Genomic DNA, 18,115 nt, shown 5'->3' with positions numbered 1-18,115 from the left:
TACAATGGTCAACAAGCACGCAGTGACAATGTTAGCGCTGGGGCTGCTGACGTCCGGGGTCGCGCTTGCTGGCAGCGGTCAAGCCGCGGGTGACCTGCCAGCAGTCAGTGGCATTCTGAAGATGGAGCCGGTCACGGAGCACAGCTACATCGCTGCGTGGCTCCCCGTTCCCGACGGAATGAGCCTGGCGGGAATCAAGTGGTTCAACAACGACGAGTATGCGCCGTTTCCCGAGGTGATGGAGCTCCACGACAGTGAGGATGGCCTGGGGAGCGTTGGCGCGTGCACGATGATTGCCAATGAGGTTGACGGCGTGTCGCTCGGCTGGAGCGAATTGACTTTCGGTCTGCCGATTGCCTGCGGCGGCGACGGGGCCTTCGTCATATTTCGCATTCCCGCCAACGCTGCGGTGACTGCGGATGGTGCGGGTGGTGGGGCCGGCGTTGGCTTTGCGAGCGGCGACGGAGCCCGCGGCTGGGTTACTGTGGACGGACAGAACTGGGTCGGGATTGACTCGTCCTTTGGCTTGGCTATCGAGCCGATACTGGTGGCCTACTCCTCTGCCTCCGGCAAGAGGGCAACGGACGCTGGTCGCGACGGCCAGCTAGCCTTGGATGCGGCGCATTACGAGACGGGTCTGTGTTCCGTTTCTCCCAACCCGTTCAATCCAGATACTGAGATTCAGTTCACCTTGCGCGAGGCGACGAGGGTCGCAATCTCTGTGATTGATGTCAGCGGCCGCCGGGTGGCCAGCCTTGTCGACGATTCGCTTGACTCGGGGCTGCATTCGGTTCGATGGGACGGGCGCGACAGTACTGGCCGAGGTGCCGCGAGCGGTGTATACTTCGTTCACATGACGGCAGGCGAGCTGGCCTTCAGTCGGCGAGTGCTGTTGGTGAAGTAGTGACCAGGAGCGGCTTTGGTGCATATGTTGACGTGGATTGATTGGCGGGCCCCCTGGTGGGGCCTGCCCCTTCTGTTGGTGGTAATCCTTGCGGCGCCGCCTGCCGAATCTAGGGTCTGGCGTGTCGAGAAGGACGGCTCCGGTGACTACGCGGTGATCCAGGACGCCGTCGACGCCTCGGCCAGTGGCGATACGATCATGATCGGTCCGGGGCGATTTTCGGAATTCACCGACCATATATACGCGGGCAATGTCTGGCATACTTATGTGCACTTGGTGTCTGGTTCGCTCACGTTTATCGGTGCAGGTGAGGGTGCCACGGTAATTGGACCGGAATCTCCTGGGACATGGGAGTCATGGGAGTATGCCACCGGTGTCTTCTACTGGCCGGCTACAACAAGCAGCGAACTTGTGCTCGAATATCTAATGGTTGAAGATGTAGTGATAGGAGCTTATGCCGAGAGTGGCTCGGTTGCGATCAGCAATTGCGCGCTTCGTCGAGCCAAGGCCGGGATCTGGACGCACACACCGGGAACGGTGCAGTCGTGTAGGTTCGAGGGCGTATATGATACCGGGGTTATCGCATCAAGCCCGTCACATGACGTTACGGTCGCGCAGTGCGAATTCCGTAATACGAGAACTGCATTCTATTTTAGCGGTGTGGCAAATGTCGCAGTTCGTGACAACAATGTCGCTGAATGTGAAAATGTAGGTTACTTGAATCAGTGCTCAGGATCGGTAGTTCGCAACTCCCTTTCAGTGACCACAGGAGATGGCCTGATTGTCTATGGACCCGGGTCCTACACAGTTGCAGACAACGTCTTTGACGGGGGAACAGCTAACATCTATTTCGGGCTCGGAGCCAGCAATGCCATCTGCGAGCGCAACGTGTTTCGTGGCTCACGCGACACCGCAGTCGATATCGTTAGTTGCACTCCCCGAATCATAAGAAATGATATCTTCAAGGACCGCGGTCGCGCTGTGATTCTCGGGGGCTATCCACAATTGCCAGATCGCTTCGTCGACATGACGGGCAATTACTGGGGCACGGCGAATCCCGATTCCATCTCCGCGTGGATAGTGGATGGTCACGACATTGTAAGTCCCCAGATTCACGGTTTTGTGAATTTCCAGCCGTTTTCATCCGCGCCGGTACCGACAGAGAGGACGAGCCTTGGGGGCGTGAAGGCGCTGTTCAGATAGCGGCATCCAGTTTCTCTCTCTCCCGTTCACGCTGCGCGCCCCGACCGGGGAGCCAATTCAAATGGGGCTCGGAACGTGAATCCCACCCCCACGAGTTAACTCCGATCCCGGCGCGGATCGGAGTTTTCGTTTGTCCGCACCCGGACGTCGATCGCGGTCACCGATGACGGCACCACTTGGACGATGGGTATCGACCTGAACGGTGGTGCAATCCTGCGTATCCGGTGCCGCCGATGATGCTATATTCGCGTCGTCGCCGCCACGGAGTCGTACCTCATCGGTTCGCTGACGCGCCAACTCCCGGCACCAGCTCCCGCACTGCAACCTGCGTGTTCTTCTCATGCGCAAACGCATGGCACCGGCTGCACATCGTGACCAGGTTCTCTTCCCGATTCGAACCGCCCAGGCTTCGCGGCACCACGTGATGCACTTCGAGGAATCGCGTAGCCCCGCAACCGGGCGTCGCGCAGCGATGCCGATCGCGCGCCAGCACCGAAGCCCGCACCTTCGGCGGGATGATCGCCTTGTTCGCCCCGCCGGGCTCGCGCACCCGCGCGTCGCAGGCGAGCGCCGCGACTTGCGCCGGCGCAAGTGCCTGTTCGCCGAGCGAGGTGACTACCGCAGCGGCCTCGCAGTCGGGGCACTTATGAACGATGACCTGGACTGCCGGCCCCTGCGACGGTGCGGCCGCCGCGGCCACCAGTGCTTCCAGTCCGTCCAGGATGACATCCAGCCGCTCGGCGCCCGCCGCCACGAGCCCCAGCTTGTAGGCCTTCTCGATCAGTGCCTCGAAGCGGGCGCGTTGGAGGCCGTCGGCGCGCAGGCTGATGGTGGTCGACACGGCGGTCGCCGCCGGCACCGCCGGCACCGGTGCAAGACTCAGCTGGGCCGGCGCATCTTGACGACGGGCCGACTTGATCGCGACAGCCAACGACCGCCGCCCGCTCGTAGCCGCCTGCGCCACCCACGCGGATTGCGTTTCCGCGGTCGCGACACGCGCCACCTGCTGGGCCTTGGTCCAGCCCACCTCGCCGGAGGCCACCGCGGCGCGCAGCACCGGCAGGCGCTCGAGGTCATCGGCCAGCCTCTTGAACTGCCAGTAACGGTTGTCGCTGAAGCCGAGGGCCACCCGCGCGTAGATCTGCAGCGAGGCGTGGCCGAGTTCGCGGTACAGCTCGCGCTTCTGCACTTCGGCGAACCAGAGGACGGCGCATTCGCGCGCGCGGTCGCAGGCGGTCAGGGCCTGGCGGAGCGCGGCGTCGACCTCAGGGGCGGGCTGGTTTTCGGCGAAATCGGGCAGTGCGATGGTGGTCATGATGGGCTCGGCTTTCCCGGGAGGGTGACCGAAATTGTCGATGGCGTAAATATAGCAAAATTAAAATTAACGACAACTGAAATATGGCAATAAATTTACAAACATACTGTATACAGTATTGCGATTGTGCCTGGCCTTAAGTGGCAAACATGCGGCGCGATGGCGCTCGACAGGAACCGAGAACCCCGCGACTTGCGCCGGCACAAGCAGGATCGCCCGCCCTCACCGCCCCGCCACCGCCACCCCCGCCCCCCAGTCCTCCTCAACCTCCGCCACAACGCCACCGAAGAAACCGCCGACGCCACGAACAACCCGAACGCCAGCCAGAACACCGCGCGCAGGCCCCACAGTTCGTAGACCGCGTAGCCGACCAGTGGGCCGATGGTGCCGCGGATGCCGACCATCGCCACGTGGATGCCCTGGTAGTAGCCGCCCTGGCCCTTGGGGGCGAAGGCCATGCTGCCCACGTTCCAGGTGATGTTCACGCCGGCCATGCCGACGGTGTAGATGGCGAACGCGAGATAGACGAGGGGCAGGGCCGCGCCGGCGTCGGCGATGCCGGCGGCGTCGAGGGCCACGGGGTAGAAGGCGAGCGCGAAGAAGGCGACGGCGCACAGGCGCACGGGGTGGTAGCGGTCCATGACGCGGCCCATCAGCGGGCCGAGCATGGCGACGCCGACCTGGCCGACGAGCACGCGCGCGGTCGAGATCTCGTGGTAGCTCAGCTTCAGTTGTTCGGTGAGGAAGACCGGGACGACCGGGCTCAGGCACATGAACGCCGCGCCGTAGGTCATGAAGTTGATCTCGAACCAGTTGAAGGCGCGGTCCTCGCGGTAGATGCGCATGGCGTCGGCGAACGGGCGCGCGATGCCGCGCCAGATGCGGCCGGGCTGGAAGGGGCCGACGGCGCGCGCGGGGAGCGGGAACGGGCTGCGCAGGCGGAAGGGTGTGGCGTCGGGCGGCGTGCCTTCGGGAACGGGCGCGCGCGAGAGCAGGAACAGGTAGAGGAAGCCGCAGACGCCGAGGAAGGCGTAGACCCAGCGGAAGAGATCTGGGTCGCGGTCGAGGATGCGACCGAGGCCGAGGCTGGCCACCACGGCGACGCCGTTCTGGATGCCGGTGGCCCAGCCGAACCAGCGGCCGCGCATCGTGGGGCGGAAGTTCTGTTCGAAGATGTTGTTCTGCGCCGGGTAGACCATGGCGGCGAAGAAGTAGACCACGGCCAGCAGCAGCGACATCTGCACGGCCGAGTGCACGAACAGGGTGAGCAGCATCACCAGCCGTCCGAGCACGCCCGCCCAGACCAGGTAGGCGCGGCGGCCGCCCCGCGTGGCCAGCAGGTGGCCCCAGTAGAGGGCCAGGAACATGCCCAGGTTGTCGAGCACGGCCGACAGGGTGATGAGACCGGTCGAGGCGTGCAGGCTCTTGGCCAGCACATAGGGGATGAGCAGGTAGCCCGACCACCACAGGCCCTGCAGCACGGCGCCCGGCAGGAACAGGCGCAGGGTGGCGCGCTCGAGCGGCGTCGGCACCACCTTGACGCGGGCCGCGGGGGCTGTGCGATTGCGGCTCATGGGCGCCTCAACAGCAGCAGCCAGGAGCGGCCGGGCAGGCGGCGGTCGCCGCTGCCGGTGGCCAGGATGATTTCGTTGAGGCCGTCGCCGTCGACGTCGCCGACGGCGGGCCAGGACGATTCGACGTGTTCCTCGCTGAAGTCCACCAGCAGTTCCTTGCGTGTGCCGCCCTCGGGATAGACGTCGTAGCGGTAGACGTGGCCGAGGCGTTCGCTGGTGATGCCTTCGGAGCCGCCGTCGCCGCGCGTGGTGACGATCAGCTCGTTGCGGCCGTCGTTGTCGGCGTCGGCAATGATCATCATCTTCTCGAAGTACGCCAGGTCGAGGTCGGCGGTTTCGCGGTCGAAATCGTACACGGGCACTGCCTCGTGAGCGATGCGGTAGCCGAGCAGCGTGGCCCGGTTGACGGCCTGCTCGCGCTTCCAGCCCACGATCAGGTCGTTGCGGCCGTCATTGTCGATGTCGCCGACGGTGAGCGAGGCGTAGAAGCAGGGCCGGCCGTCGAAGCCGTCGAGCACCAGGCGCGGCTCGGGTTCCGGGTCGCCGCCCGCGTCCAGTTCGTGGATCTGCACGCGGGCCTGGCCCTCGCGAAAAGCACTCACGACGAGAAGTTCGAGCCGGCCGTCGTTGTCCACATCGGCCAGCTGCGCGTCCTCGCCCGATCCCGACAGGTGGAGCACCTTGCGCGCGGCGACATCGCGCAGTTCCGGGTCCGCGTCGTAGCGCACGACCTCGCCGCCGCCGCAGAACGCGGAGATGATCTCCTGCACGCCGTCGCCGTCAAGGTCGGCTGTCGCCAGGCCGTGCGTGTAGGCGCTCAGGTTGCAGAGCGGGCGCGAGACGAGACGGCTGCCGTCGGCGCGCAACAGGTGCAGCATCGCGGGGGTGCCGTCTTCCTGGCCGGTGCCGGCGATGATCTCGCGCCGGCCGTCGCCGTCCAGGTCGACCACGCGGACGCCCAGGGCCATTCCCGGCGGCGGGCCGGCCAGCTGGTCGGCCAGCAGGCGCACGCTGCGGTCCTCACCATCCAGCGTGAAGAGGTAGAGGCGGCTGTCGGGGGTGGTCGAGGTGAGGATGTCGGTGCGGCCGTCGTTGTCGCCGTCACCGATCTCCACGTCCCAGCCGGCGTACGACTGGTCGATCTCGGCGATGACCTCGGCCGTCCAGCCGTCGGCGTACCAGGCCAGTTCGGACGCGGTACGAGGTGCGGCAGGCGCTTGGCCGAGGGCGGGGTCGTAGCTGATGGCGGCCAGACCCAGGCACGTCGCCGCCGCCACGAACGATCGCCGCTTCCCGCCTGCGCCAGCCGGCCTTCGAGCGGCGATGGCGCGGGCGGGTGCGTTCACGGCGTGGTCGTCGCGACCGGCGCGGGCGAGGGCGCCGGCGCTGTGGTCGGTGGCGGCGCCGCCTCCGTGAGCGGCGGCGAGAGGATCAGTTCCTGGAGCTCGGGCGCCAGGACACCGAGGATCGCCACGGGCAGCGAACTGGTGAAGCCGTAGCGGTCGGCCTGTTCGCCCGGCACGTAGGCCGTCAGCACGCCGTAGAAACGGTCGCCGATCAGGAAGGCGAACGTCGACGTGCGGTTGATGGCCGTCGAGCTGATCTCGTTGCCGCGCGAATCGTACGTGGTCGAGCGGTTGTCGCCGGTGCCCGTCTTGCCGCCCACGGGGATGGGCGTGCCGTCGGGCATGCGGTAGGCGCCCTTCAGCCGCACTGCGGTGCCGCCCTCGACGATGCCGATCAGTTCCGGGCGCACCGCCTCGGCGATCTCGCGGCGGAGCACGCGCTCACCCTGGGTGGGCGTGCGGCGCAGGCGCGTCTCGAAGGGCGTGCCGGCGCCGAAGGTCATGCTCGTGATGCGCGCCGAATTGAAGCGCACGCCGCCGTTGACGATGATGCCGACCAGCTCGGCCAGCGCCGCGGGCCGGTCGGCCGAGCTGCCGATCGCGGTAGCGTAGGAAGGCACCAGCGACTCGAACGGATAGCCGAGGCGCTTCCAGCGCGCGTGCACCGAGTTGAAGGCGTCCACTTCCATCAGCGTCTGGATGCGCCAGTCCTGGCGCTGCTTGTGGCGCACCTTGAACAGCCAGGAATAGGCGTCCTGCCGGGCGGCAGCGCCGGCCTTGGTGATCTCCGAGTACGGGGCGCCGGGGTGCTCGCGCATGTAGCTGAGCAGCCACAGTTCCAGCGGGTGCACGCGGCAGATATAGGCGCGATCCTGCAGCGAGAAGTCGTCCACCGAGTAGCGGTCGTAGAGGTCGCTCAGCGCACTGTCCGAGATCTTCGAGCCGGGCATGTGCGAGCGCATCCAGACCTTGAACTCGTCGAGGTCGGCCCCCGGCACCACCGAGCGGTGGACCACCGCCAGCTTCGTCGGCGCGCGCGACATGTTGTCGAGCAGCACCTCGATCTGCTCGTCGGAGGGCAGTTCCTTGTACTTCTTGTAGAACTTGTTCATGAACACCTGGCCTTCGCGGTCGGCGAAGCGCTGCAGGTATTCCAGGCGCCGGGGGTCGTCCTTGTCCTCGAGCAGCTCGGGCAGCGACTCGTGCCGCGACAGTTCATAGCGCACGATGTCGCGCATCATGCGGATGAACACCAGGTTGATGGAGCGCCGCAGGCCCTCGCGCACCGTGACGGTGCGATGGTCGTCGTCGGGCTCGAAATTGGAGAAGCGGTGCACGCCGCCGCCGGTGAAGAACGACTCGCTCGTATTGGCCGAATAGCTGCGGTTGAGCGCCGCATCCAGTACCGCCGCCAGCGAGGTGTCGCCGCCGGCCGAGAAGTAGTCGACGGCCCAGCGGCCGAGGCGGTCCGAGGGCGCCACGTTGACAGCGCGCAACGAGTCGGGCCCCATCACGCTCAGCTTCGCCTGCAGCTCGCCGATGCACTCCAGGTAGGTGACCAGCGTGCGCAGCTTGGCCGTCGAGCCCAGCTCCAGCTTCACGCCCTCGTTGATGTTCAGCGGCTGGTTGTAGTTGTCCACCTGCACGCGCAGGACGTCGGCGCCCTCCACGTGTTCGTACAGCGTGAAGCTGTAGATGACCTGGCGCGGGTCGCCGCGTTCCAGGAGGCGGAAGCCGCGCAGGCCGTGCGAGTCGAGGAACGCCGGGTCGCCCATCTTCGACAACACGCGCGTGACGCCCTCCTGGGCATTGCGGTCCAGCGTCGTGTGCACGATCAGGTCGAGGCGGTCCAGGTCGTAGAGCTGCGGCACGTCGAGCATCGTCAGCAGGCGCGGGCGCACGGCGTTGGCGGCCTTGCGCTCGATGTAGTCGGTGCGCCGCTTGCCGGGATCGGTCGGCTTCAGCACGAGCTTCTGCGCGAGCGCGGCCTCCAGGAGGTCGGCGGGAATGACGCCCTCGCGCCCGAGCACGTTCAGGTACTCGTTCGTGCGCTCCTCGAGCGCGTCGCGCTTGGGATCCAGGTAGTAGGCCGGTCGCCGCTGTGCGAGCAGCAGGCTCAGCACCTGCTTGTAGGCCATGGCGCGCTTCTGCAGGTCGGGCTGGCCGTCGGCGGCCGGGGCCAGCAGCTTGTTGACCTGGTCGAAGTCGGCGCCGTACCAGGCCTCGACGCCGTCGCCGACGCCGATCACCTCGCCGTGCCCCGGCACCGCACCCAGCGGCAACGCGTTGATGTACTCGGTGACGATGCGCTGGCGCGCTTCCATCGTCTCCTCGCCGTGCAGGTAGGCGCGCAGCGAGGCCGAGGCGACCTGGCGGAACTTCTCGCTGACGTTGGAGGTGCGCCCCTCCGGCGAATGGCGGAACTTCTCCATCTGCGTGGCCAGCGTGCTGCCGCCGGTCACGCGCTGCTCGGGATCGAGCTGGTGGATGCCCAGCTGCAGGATGGAGCGCGCGAGGCGATCCCACTCCAGCGCCGGGTTGCGGTACGGGTACTTCGGGTCGAGCAGCTCGCGGTTCTCGATGAACAGCAGCGACTGCACGGTCAGGTCGGGCACCGCGGCGAAGTTGGCATAGGTGCGCGTGGGGCGGCGCGCGTCGTACATGGGCTCGTCGTCGTCGGCCATCAACACCAGGCCGGCGCGCGTCTTCTCCCAGTAGGTCGTGAACAGGCCCTTGTCGGTCAGCTCGCGCATGCGTTCGGACCAGCGGGCCTGCGCCTCGACGGTGAATCCGCGCGCGGTCGCCAGTTCGACGAACGTGGGGATGCCCACGTAGCCGTGGCGCACGTCGTAGGGACCGTCTTCGGGAAAGCGGATGTCCTGGCTGGCGCCCGGCTCCACATCCCAGGTCAGGTCGCTGGCCAGCCGGCTGATGTGCCGCGCCTGTTCGCGCGATGACTTCATCTCGCGGGCGACGAACACCACCGCGGCGATGATCAATAGAAAGGAGACGCCTATCACCAGGCGTCCGATCAGTCCCGGCCTCCAGTCGAGGCGGGCGCGGGGAAGCGTGACCACGGAGCTCCTCTCCAAGGCATGCCGGTTCAAACCGATTCCTGTCCGGCTCCAACAACCTAGTATACTGCGCCGGAGTCAAGCCTGTGAACGGGCATTGCGACGCACTATCGGCGACCGGCGCCCCGGCTTCAGTCACGATCCGGAAGGAACCCATGGATTCCGGCCCGACCCACCCTGAAGGCAGCCCGTACCCGGCCGGGATCCCGGAGGGTCCGGTACCCCCGATCCGGCCGGTTCGCCCGGCCCAGCCACGCCGCCGCGTGCGGCGTCTGGCCCGGCTGCTCGTGCGCCTGGCCCTGCTCGCCATCGTGGGCTCGGTGGCGGCGGTGGCCCTGTGGCGGTTCGCGCCGCCGCCCCTGTCCGGGGTGATGGCCCAGCGCTGGCTCGAAGCCCGCCTGCACGGCCAGCCCTTCCGGCTGGACTACCAGTGGACGCCGCGGCGCGATATCGCCGCCACCCTGCCACTGGCGGTCATCGCCGCCGAGGACCAGCGCTTCTTCCGGCACGATGGCTGGGACGGCGAGGCCATCCGCCAGGCCCTGGAGGAGGCGAAGGAGGGCGGCCGCCGCCGCGGCGCCTCGACCATCAGCCAGCAGACGGCCAAGAACCTCTTCCTCTGGACGGGCCGCAGCTGGCTGCGCAAGGGCCTCGAGACCTGGTACACGTTCTGGATCGAGTTGCTCTGGCCCAAGGAGCGCATCCTCGAGGTGTACCTGAACCTGGCCGAGTGGGACGAGGGCGTGTTTGGCGTCGGCGCCGCCTGCCGCCGCCACTTCGACACCACGCCGGCGCGCCTCGATCGCGCCCGCGCCGCACGCCTGGCCGCCGTGCTGCCCAACCCGCGCCGCATGGACGCCGGGCATCCCTCAGCCTACGTGCTGCGTCGGCAGGGGCAGATCCAGGCCCAGATGGGGCACCTGGACGGCTCGGAATTCACGGCCCCGCTGCGCGGCTGGTAAGGCCTGCCGCCAAAGATCGCGCGGCCGGCGGAAGCCTCCACCGGCCGCGCGGATCCTTGTCGCCGGTGCTACTCGTCGACCTCGACCTCTTCCTCGATCTCGGCCTCGATGCCCGGCGTCGACTTGTCGTCGTCGGCCAGGCGGGTGCCTTCCAGTTCGACGGCGTTGTCCTGGTTGTCCTCGCGCAGGATGGGGATCTCCTCGAAGGCCTCCGTCTTGCCGGCCGCGACCTTGGCGTTCGGGTCGACAACCACCGCGACCTCGGTCTTCACGCCCTCGACCTCGATCATTTTGATCTCGCGCACGACCACCACACGGTCCTCGTGCATGAGCTCCCAGCCCACGACCAGGCCCACGGGCACCACCCAGAACCGGCGACCGCGCACCATGCGCAGGGCCACGCGACGGCGCACACGGCGGCGGATGCGGCGGCGCACGCGGCGACGGCGACGGCGACGGCGCGCGGGCGTGGCGGCATCGGCCAGGTGCGGCAGCAGGGTCAGCGACACGGCGCCGGCCACCAGGCCGGTCAGGAACTGCCTGCGATCCATGGTCTCCTCCTCGGCTGTCGGGGCCCGGGCCGCAGGGGCGCGGGCGGATCTGAAAGACCGTTCGGGAAAGCAAGCGGCAGGCCATTCCGGGGTAGAATCGATCGTCGATGCAAGATGTAATCATGAAACAAGTTGCGCGTTCGTGCGCAGGTGCCCGCCGGGAACGCCCGCGCGCCCCGGTACCCCGGGGAACATCACCTGTTCCCGACCGGAAACGCCCGGACCGGCTGACACCCGGCCCTGTCGCCCTTATCATGGCGCGCTTACGCGACACCGTCGCGCAGCCGGCAAGGACCTCCCGTGAACAAGTACCTGACATTGCCGAGGACCGTCCACGTCCTGTGCGTGGGCATCCTCATCAACCGGGCCGGCACGCTGCTGGTGCCGTTCCTCACGCTGTACCTGCAGAGCCGCATGGGGCTGGGCATCGAGACGGCGACGCGCATCCTGGGCGCCTACGGGGCCGGCGCGCTGGTGGCGGCCCTGGTCGGCGGGCAACTGGCCGACCACTTCGGGCGCAAGCGCGTGATGGTCGGCAGCCTGGCCGGCGGCGCCGCGGTGCTCGCGCTGTTCCCGTTGCTGCATTCGTCGTGGCAGATCGCCGGGGGCCTGTTCGTCTTCGCGATGATCGGCGAGATGTACCGCCCGGCCACGCAGGCGATGATCGCCGACCTGGTCGAGCCCGAGCGCCGGCCGCAGGCCTACGCGTTGATGTACGTGGCGGTGAACGTCGGCTTCGCGATCGCCCCGGTGATCGGCGGCCTGCTCGCCGCCACGAACTTCCGCTGGCTGTGCTGGGTCGACGCGCTGACGAACGCCGCCTACGCCGTGATCCTGCTGGTGATGGTGCGCGAGACGCATCCCGCTACCGCCGCGGGCGAGGCCGGCGCCGTCGTCGACCGCGTCGGCTGGCGCGCTGCGCTCGGCGTCATCTCGCGCGACGGCACCATGCTCGCGTTCTGCGCCGGCATCGTGCTGGTGGGGCTGTCGTTCATGCAGGTGGCCTCCACCTTCCCGCTGTACCTGGGCCAGCTGGGCATCGACGCGAAGCAGTACGGGCGCATCATCGCCGTCAACGGGCTGATGATCACGGTGCTGCAGCTGCCGTTCTCCTCGCTGGTGGCGCACTGGCGGCGCGACCGGGTGATGATCGCCAGCGGCATCGTGCTGGGCGTGGGCTTCTTCCTCAACGCCTTCGCGCGCACGCCGTGGCAGTTCGCCGCGGTGGTCGTGGTGTGGACCGTGGGCGAGATGATGAACGCCGTCTTCGCCCCGACCATCGTCTCCGAGCTGGCGCCGACCGCCCTGCGCGGCCGCTACATGGGCATGTTCACGATGTGCTTCTCGAGCGCGGCCATGTTCGGCGCGCCGCTGGGCGGCATGGTGCTGGCGCGCGGGGGCGGGCGGGCGCTGTGGACGGCGGTCCTGCTGATGGGCCTCGGCGCCGCGGTGTTCTCGGCGGTGGCGGGGCCGGGGATCAGGCGGCGGACGGGAGCGGGCGCGCGCGCGCTTGCCGCACATTGAAGGTGTGCGCCCCGGGCAGCGGCGATGCGCGACCCGGGGCGCGACGGGGTTTACCTCCGGCTATTGCATGTGCGGGTTGCCGTGGCCGCGCACCCGATGGTCCACCAGCCAGTCCAGGATCGGCTGCCAGACAAGCTCCGGCGACTCTCGGGCAATCCACAGGTCGATGTGGCCGAAATCGTACAGCGCCTGGTCGTCCGGCAGCAGCTGGACCGTCAGATTGGTGATGTCGCTGCTGCCGAGCAACGCGAGGCAATCGTAGGTCGTCGGCCCGATGCCGCCGGCGGCGGCGACGTTCAGCACCGGCAACGTGATCTCGCCGAAGTGGTCGTCCCACGGCATGTCCTGCTCGCGGCACCCCCAGATGGCATAGTCGAGGATGAAGCGGGCCGGTTCCCAGGGCGCGCCGGCGACCATGAAGTCCAGCCACTGCCCGACCGTCACGTGCACGAGGTCGACCGGCAGCTCGTTCTCCCAGGTGCCGGCCAGGTAGTGGATGCCGCCCACGTTGAAGATGGGCCCGGCGCCGAAGTAGATCGCCGCCTGCAGGTTGGTGAGGCCCGCAAGAACAGGCGATTCGCCGTCGGGATCATCACGCGCCAGGTTGCCCAGGTAGTCGAAGCCGACGAAGTAGCCGTAGTCGCCGGAGTCGACCAGGCCCTGGTAGAACGGGATGTAGTCGCAGTTCTGGATGGTGTTCCATTCGTCGTCGTCGGTGATGGGGCTGTAGTCCACGGGAATCCAGCCGCCCACCTGGCGCCGGCCGGGCGGCAACTGGGTTTCCGCGTTGATCAGCGCGTAGCCCGTGGCCGAGCCGCTGCTGTAACCCAGCAGGTTCATCTTGTCGAAGCCGTTGCCGGTCAGCAGCCGGACGGTGCGGGCCAGCGTTACGGCCAGCCCCAGGTCCTTGTACTGCTTGTCGAGGCCCCAGTCGGCCATGAAGGCGAAGTCGGACGTCGCGGCCGGAACCAGGTTCCAGGCCTGGTCGATGCCCCAGACGTCGACGCCCGCCCGCGCCCAGTAGACGGCAGCGCCGAAGTCGTCGGGCGTGCTGGCCGAAAGCGTGCCCGGCAGGAACATGCCGACGAAATTCTTGGCGTCGCCGTGCTGGAGGAAGACCGACATCTGCGTGCGGGCCGGCACCCGCGGCCGCGTCTCGCGCACGACACGGTGCAGCCCGATGCGATCCTCGGGAGCCGGGCCCACCCGCACGGTCCAGAAGTAGTGGGCGATGCCCGGCGCGACTTCGGTGCGATCGACGAACGTGACGAGCCCGATACATTTCCCGCCTGAGGGTTCAGGCAGGACCTGGTCCTCGGCCGGTTCCCAGCCGGCCTGGTGCAGGATGTCGGCGGCCAGGAGTGCGGGATCGGCCGACTGTGCGTCGGTCATGACAGTGGACTCGGGCGCCGCGGCGCGATCGACATTGCAGCCCGCGCCGGGCATCATCAGCAGCAGCAGGATTCCGAAGGTGAGCAGCTTTTTCATGGTCACCCCTCTCGATTCGAATCCGGTGACTCACAGATTCCGCGGGGCGAGTGGGTGGCGTGCATCCGGTGCGCGCCGTCGGATAACGCATCCTCCTCGATGGCTCAGGCGTGAACGGGGGCCTCGGTCGGCATCGACCTGGGTTGGGCAGGCGGGCGAGGGTGCCGGAGGTCGCCGCGACCTTCCGGTGCGGCCCGGCCAGAGTAGCACGTTTGTCGGGACGTTGGCCGGGATTCAATATTCAATTTCGTATTCTGTTGTCGGAAAGCCAGATACGCCGGTTTGACCAGCCCTTTCGCAGATGCTATCGTCCATCGCATGTCAACCCGTTAACAACCTTCGGTTGGGGGGAATCCATGCGCTCGGCCACCACTGCCCTGATGATCGCCGCAATGCTCGCCCTGGTTCTGGCGACGACCGCCCTTGCCCACGGCGTCCGCACCGAAGTCGCCGTCGGCGCCATGACCGTCGCCACGTTCACGCACGAGGACGGCGCACCCATGGCCGGCGTCCCGTTCACCGTGACCGCGCCCGCCGGCGACGGGGCCTTCCTCTCGGGCAATACCGATGTGCACGGCCGCGTGGTCTTCCTGCCTGACCGGGCCGGCGCCTGGAAGGTGCGCGTGGCCGGCGCCGACGGCCACGGCGCGGTGGTCACCATCGACGTCGACAGTACCGCGATCAGCATGTCGTCGCAGTCCGCGACCGTCTATGAGCACGAACACTCGCAGGTCGACGAGCCGACGGCCGCGCACGACCACGACCACGCGGCTGCCGGTGAGCACGAGCACGACCACGAGCCTGCTGCCGATGCGCCCGCGCCCGTGAAGGCCGCCGCCGGCAAGCGGATGGGCGGCGTCGCCGCCGGCGCCGGCGTGCTGGTCATCGTCTTCGGTCTCGTCTTCATCCTGCTGCGTCGTCGCGCCAGCTGACCGGCGCCGCACGCCAGAGCGGAGGCGTCCGTGCACATCCCCGACGGCTTCATCGCCCCGCAGGTGACCGTGCCGGCCTACGGCGTGGCCGGCGTGCTGTGGGCAACGGGGATCGGCCGGTTGCGCCGCACGCTGGAACCGGAAGCGGTGCCGCGGCTGGCGGTGGCCACCGCAGTGGCCTATGCGCTGATGCTCGTGGCCATCCCGCTGCCGGGCGGCACCACGGCGCACATCACCGGCGTGGGCATGATGGCGGCGCTGTTCGGCGCCTGGCAGACGTTCCTCTCGTTGTCGCTGGTCTTCCTGATCCAGGCGCTGATGCTCGGCGACGGCGGCATCACCGCGCTGCCGGTCAATGCGCTGTGCGTGGGGCTGGGCGGTGGCCTGGCTGCGCGCGGCGTGCTGGCGCTGGTGCCGTGGCGCGTGCCGGCCGTGTTCCTGGCCGGCTGGATCGGGGCCGTGGTGCCGGCCGTGCTCGTGGCGCTGGTGCTGGGCTGGCAGCCGCGCCTGGCCCACACCGCAGATGGTCAGCCGCTCTACTTCCCCTTCGGCTGGGCGATGACGGTGCCGGCCATCGTGCTGCCGCACCTTCTGGTCGGCGTGGCCGACGGCATGCTGGCGGTGATGGTCTGGCGCGTGCTGGGCCGGAAGGAGCGGCGATGAGGGACCGCGCGCTGCTGCTGCTGTACCTGGGCGCGGTCGCGGCCGGTTCGCTGGTGCACGACGGGAGGGTACTGGGAGTGGCGCTGGTGCTGGTGCTGGCTTCCGCGGGCCTGCGTGCCGGGAAGCTGGCGCGACGCACGCTGCTGGCCACGGCGCCGTTCCTGCTGGCGGTTGCCGCCGGTTGGGCGGTGGTCGCCGCCGGTGACGGTTGGGCGTCGGCACGGCCGGCCTTCACGCGCATGGCCCTGCGCGTGGCGCTGCTGACGGCGCTGGCGTTCCGTGTATTGCCCCTGGTCTCGCTGCCGCGCGCGCTGGCCTTCAGCGCCACGCTGCGGTTCGTGCTGGTGCTGGCCACGAGCCAGGTGCTGGCGTTCCGCCGCTTGTTCGGCGACTTCCGCCTGGCGCTCGAAGCGCGTTCGCCGCGGCGGGTCGGCCCGCGGGTGGCGCTGCGCCACGGGGCGGCCACCGCGGCCTGGTTCCTGCGCCGGGCCGAGCACGACGCCACCACCATGACCCAGGCCCTGGACGCGCGGGGGTTCTTCCTTGATCGCGACTGAACAGCTGTCGCACGATTTCGACGGGCAGCCCAGCCTGTGCGGGGTCGACCTGCGCGTGGAAGCGGGGCAGAAGGTGGTGCTGCTGGGCAGCAACGGCTGCGGCAAGTCGACGCTGCTGAAGCTGCTGGCCGGCGTGCTGACGCCGACGAGCGGGCGCGTGACGTACGAGGGCCGCTCCGTGCACGAGGGGCTGCGCGACCGCGCCTTCCGTCGCCGCTTCCGGCGCGAAGTGGGGCTGCTGTTCCAGCAGGCCGACGCCATGCTCTTCAATGCGACCGTGCTCGAGGAGATCGCCTTCGGCCCCCGGCAGCATGGCCTGCCCGACGCCGAGGACCGCGCCCGGCAGTGGGCTGCGCGCGTGGGGCTGGAACCGGTGCTCGACCGCGCGCCGTGGACGCTCAGCGCGGGGCAGAAGCAGCTGGTGGGGCTGGCCTCGCTGCTGGTGCTGGATCCGCGGCTGCTGCTGCTCGACGAACCGACCGCGGCCCTGGACCCGCGCAGCAGCGGCTGGCTCGTCGACTTCCTGCAGGACCTGCCGCAGACGCTGGTCGTGGCCACGCACAACCTGTCGCTGGCCGCCGAGCTGGGGCGGCGCTGCCTGGTGCTGGGCGAAGACCACACGCTGATCCACGACGGTGACGCCCTGGCCGTCGGGCGCGACCGCGACATCCTGCTGCGCGCCAACCTGCTGCATCGCCATCGGCATCGGCATGGTCCGGACGGTCCGGCCGGGCCCGGCGGGGACGGTGAGGGTCCGTTCGAGCACAGCCATTACCACGCGCACGACTGGGACTAATAACGGTCAAATTGAGGATTTCCGTATATGTAACACGTTTGATTTCATCCGCTTAAGATTCTCCTTGCCAATGGTTGTTTATCAAATAACATTTTCAAAACGCAGCCGGCGCCTCTCGCATGGGTGGCCGGCGGACCCGCGGCCGCGCCCGGGTCCGCGCGATCCAACCATGAGGGGTGCACGCATGGCTCAGCAGTTCCTGGAGCAGGCGCGGGTCGCCGACTTCGTCGCCCACCTGCAGAAGCGCCACACCGTCTACGCGCCGCATCGTCGCGGCAGCCGTTCGTACGCTTTCGAGGCGACCAGTGACCCTGCCGGGGTGGTGCTCGAGTACCCGCGCACGCTCGGCTCGGTGAAGAAGTTCTTCCTGCCCGCGCGCGAGACGCTGCTCGAATTCGACCTGAAGGCCGACTCGGCGACGATTCCGCCCGTGGCGCCGGTCGACGCCGTGTTCCTCGGCGTGCACTCGTACGACCTGGCCGCCGTCCGCCGTCTCGACCACAACTTCCTGCACGGCAATCCCGAGCGGAACTACGTGACGAGGAGGCAGGGCGCGCGGTTCATCGGGGTTTCCTACGCGCCGGACAAGTATCACTTCGCCGGGTCGGTGGGCATCGATCCCTATGACATGACCGGCAGCGACGTGTTCCTCACGCGTCACCCTGACGGCTGGATCGTCGATGTGCTCACGCCCGAAGGCGAGGCGCTCGTCGACGGGTTCGCGCTGCCCCTGCACACCATGCCCAAGCCCAAGCGCGAGCACTTCACGCAGCACATCTACGTGCCCCAGGACCGGCTGAACAGCATCATGGCCAACAGCCATGACCATCCGGTGTGGGAAGAGTCGTCGCGCAACTGCCTGGGCTGCGGCACCTGCAACCTGGTCTGCCCCACCTGCTACTGCTTCGACGTGCAGGACCATGTGGCAGTCACCGTCGACGGCGGCAACCGCGAACGCACCTGGGACGGCTGCATGCTGCGCGGCTTCTCCGAGGTGGCGGGTGGCGAGGTCTTCCGCCACAAGCTGGCCGCGCGCCAGCGCCACCGGGTCAACCGCAAGTTCAAGTACCTGAGCGACGCGACCGGGCAGCCCTGGTGCGTCGGCTGCGGCCGCTGCACGGCGGCGTGCACGGCCGGCATCAGCATCGTCGAGATCGTCAACCGACTCATTCGCGACGCCGAGCGCGAGGAACAGGTCACGGGCCAGGCCTGAGGGGGAAAGACGG

At 68.2% G+C, this 18,115-nt stretch carries 15 protein-coding genes; 9 read left to right on the top strand and 6 right to left on the bottom strand.

The window, feature by feature from the left end:
- The first annotated feature begins 4 nt into the window (after positions 1 to 4).
- Both IPG61_06885 and IPG61_06880 read left to right on the top strand, forming a co-directional pair.
- Positions 5 to 904 (top strand): T9SS type A sorting domain-containing protein, encoded by a 900-nt coding sequence (locus tag IPG61_06885; GenBank protein ID MBK6733804.1) that lies wholly within the window; start codon positions 5 to 7, stop codon positions 902 to 904.
- Between the two features lie 18 nt (positions 905 to 922).
- The gene (locus IPG61_06880; GenBank protein MBK6733803.1) at positions 923 to 2,107 is read left to right on the top strand and encodes a right-handed parallel beta-helix repeat-containing protein; all 1,185 of its coding nucleotides are present in this window, start codon (positions 923 to 925) and stop codon (positions 2,105 to 2,107) included.
- 274 nt (positions 2,108 to 2,381) lie between these two features.
- Here IPG61_06880 and IPG61_06875 read toward each other — a convergent pair whose 3' ends face one another.
- The 4 genes from IPG61_06875 to IPG61_06860 all read right to left on the bottom strand — a co-directional run bounded on the left by IPG61_06875 (position 2,382) and on the right by IPG61_06860 (position 9,305).
- Positions 2,382 to 3,422, bottom strand: coding sequence for an HNH endonuclease (locus IPG61_06875; GenBank protein MBK6733802.1), 1,041 nt, complete (start codon positions 3,420 to 3,422; stop codon positions 2,382 to 2,384).
- Between the two features lie 95 nt (positions 3,423 to 3,517).
- On the bottom strand, positions 3,518 to 4,996 hold the full coding sequence (locus IPG61_06870) for an MFS transporter (GenBank protein ID MBK6733801.1): 1,479 nt from the start codon (positions 4,994 to 4,996) through the stop codon (positions 3,518 to 3,520).
- A complete protein-coding gene (locus tag IPG61_06865) occupies positions 4,993 to 6,342 on the bottom strand; it encodes a VCBS repeat-containing protein (GenBank protein MBK6733800.1) in 1,350 nt (449 codons plus the stop codon). Before IPG61_06865 ends, IPG61_06870 begins: the two co-directional genes overlap by 4 nt.
- Positions 6,339 to 9,305, bottom strand: a complete 2,967-nt coding sequence (locus IPG61_06860; GenBank protein MBK6733799.1) for a transglycosylase domain-containing protein — start codon at positions 9,303 to 9,305, stop codon at positions 6,339 to 6,341. The genes IPG61_06865 and IPG61_06860 overlap by 4 nt, the downstream gene beginning before the upstream one ends.
- 266 nt (positions 9,306 to 9,571) lie before the next feature.
- On the opposite strand from IPG61_06860, the gene mtgA reads away from it, so the two are divergent.
- The gene (gene mtgA / locus IPG61_06855; protein ID MBK6733798.1) at positions 9,572 to 10,378 is read left to right on the top strand and encodes a monofunctional biosynthetic peptidoglycan transglycosylase; all 807 of its coding nucleotides are present in this window, start codon (positions 9,572 to 9,574) and stop codon (positions 10,376 to 10,378) included.
- Between the two features lie 68 nt (positions 10,379 to 10,446).
- On the opposite strand, the gene IPG61_06850 is transcribed toward mtgA, so the two are convergent.
- Positions 10,447 to 10,929 (bottom strand): hypothetical protein, encoded by a 483-nt coding sequence (locus tag IPG61_06850; GenBank protein MBK6733797.1) that lies wholly within the window; start codon positions 10,927 to 10,929, stop codon positions 10,447 to 10,449.
- A 300-nt stretch (positions 10,930 to 11,229) separates the two neighbouring features.
- Here IPG61_06850 and IPG61_06845 point away from each other — a divergent pair, with 300 nt between their 5' ends.
- Positions 11,230 to 12,453 carry an MFS transporter gene (locus IPG61_06845; protein MBK6733796.1) on the top strand — a complete coding sequence of 408 codons (1,224 nt, stop codon included), beginning with the start codon at positions 11,230 to 11,232 and terminating at the stop codon, positions 12,451 to 12,453.
- Between the two features lie 60 nt (positions 12,454 to 12,513).
- Here the strand turns inward: IPG61_06845 and IPG61_06840 are convergent, their stop codons facing one another.
- On the bottom strand, positions 12,514 to 13,941 hold the full coding sequence (locus tag IPG61_06840) for a hypothetical protein (GenBank protein ID MBK6733795.1): 1,428 nt from the start codon (positions 13,939 to 13,941) through the stop codon (positions 12,514 to 12,516).
- A 356-nt stretch (positions 13,942 to 14,297) separates the two neighbouring features.
- On the opposite strand from IPG61_06840, the gene IPG61_06835 reads away from it, so the two are divergent.
- The 5 genes from IPG61_06835 (at position 14,298) to IPG61_06815 (ending at position 18,102) form a co-directional block, all read left to right on the top strand.
- On the top strand, positions 14,298 to 14,873 hold the full coding sequence (locus IPG61_06835) for a hypothetical protein (GenBank protein MBK6733794.1): 576 nt from the start codon (positions 14,298 to 14,300) through the stop codon (positions 14,871 to 14,873).
- Positions 14,874 to 14,903: 30 nt separating this feature from the next.
- Entirely contained in the window at positions 14,904 to 15,536 is a 633-nt protein-coding gene (locus IPG61_06830) for an energy-coupling factor ABC transporter permease (GenBank protein ID MBK6733793.1), read from the top strand.
- Entirely contained in the window at positions 15,533 to 16,093 is a 561-nt protein-coding gene (locus IPG61_06825) for a hypothetical protein (protein ID MBK6733792.1), read from the top strand. The genes IPG61_06830 and IPG61_06825 overlap by 4 nt, the downstream gene beginning before the upstream one ends.
- Positions 16,080 to 16,889, top strand: coding sequence for an ABC transporter ATP-binding protein (locus IPG61_06820; GenBank protein ID MBK6733791.1), 810 nt, complete (start codon positions 16,080 to 16,082; stop codon positions 16,887 to 16,889). Before IPG61_06825 ends, IPG61_06820 begins: the two co-directional genes overlap by 14 nt.
- A gap of 184 nt (positions 16,890 to 17,073) precedes the next feature.
- On the top strand, positions 17,074 to 18,102 hold the full coding sequence (locus IPG61_06815) for a 4Fe-4S dicluster domain-containing protein (protein ID MBK6733790.1): 1,029 nt from the start codon (positions 17,074 to 17,076) through the stop codon (positions 18,100 to 18,102).
- Positions 18,103 to 18,115 lie beyond the last annotated feature (13 nt).

The organism is bacterium, from assembly GCA_016703265.1.
Taxonomy (GTDB): Bacteria; Krumholzibacteriota; Krumholzibacteriia; order LZORAL124-64-63; family LZORAL124-64-63; genus CAINDZ01.
This window is presented reverse-complemented; position numbering and strand designations above follow the sequence as displayed.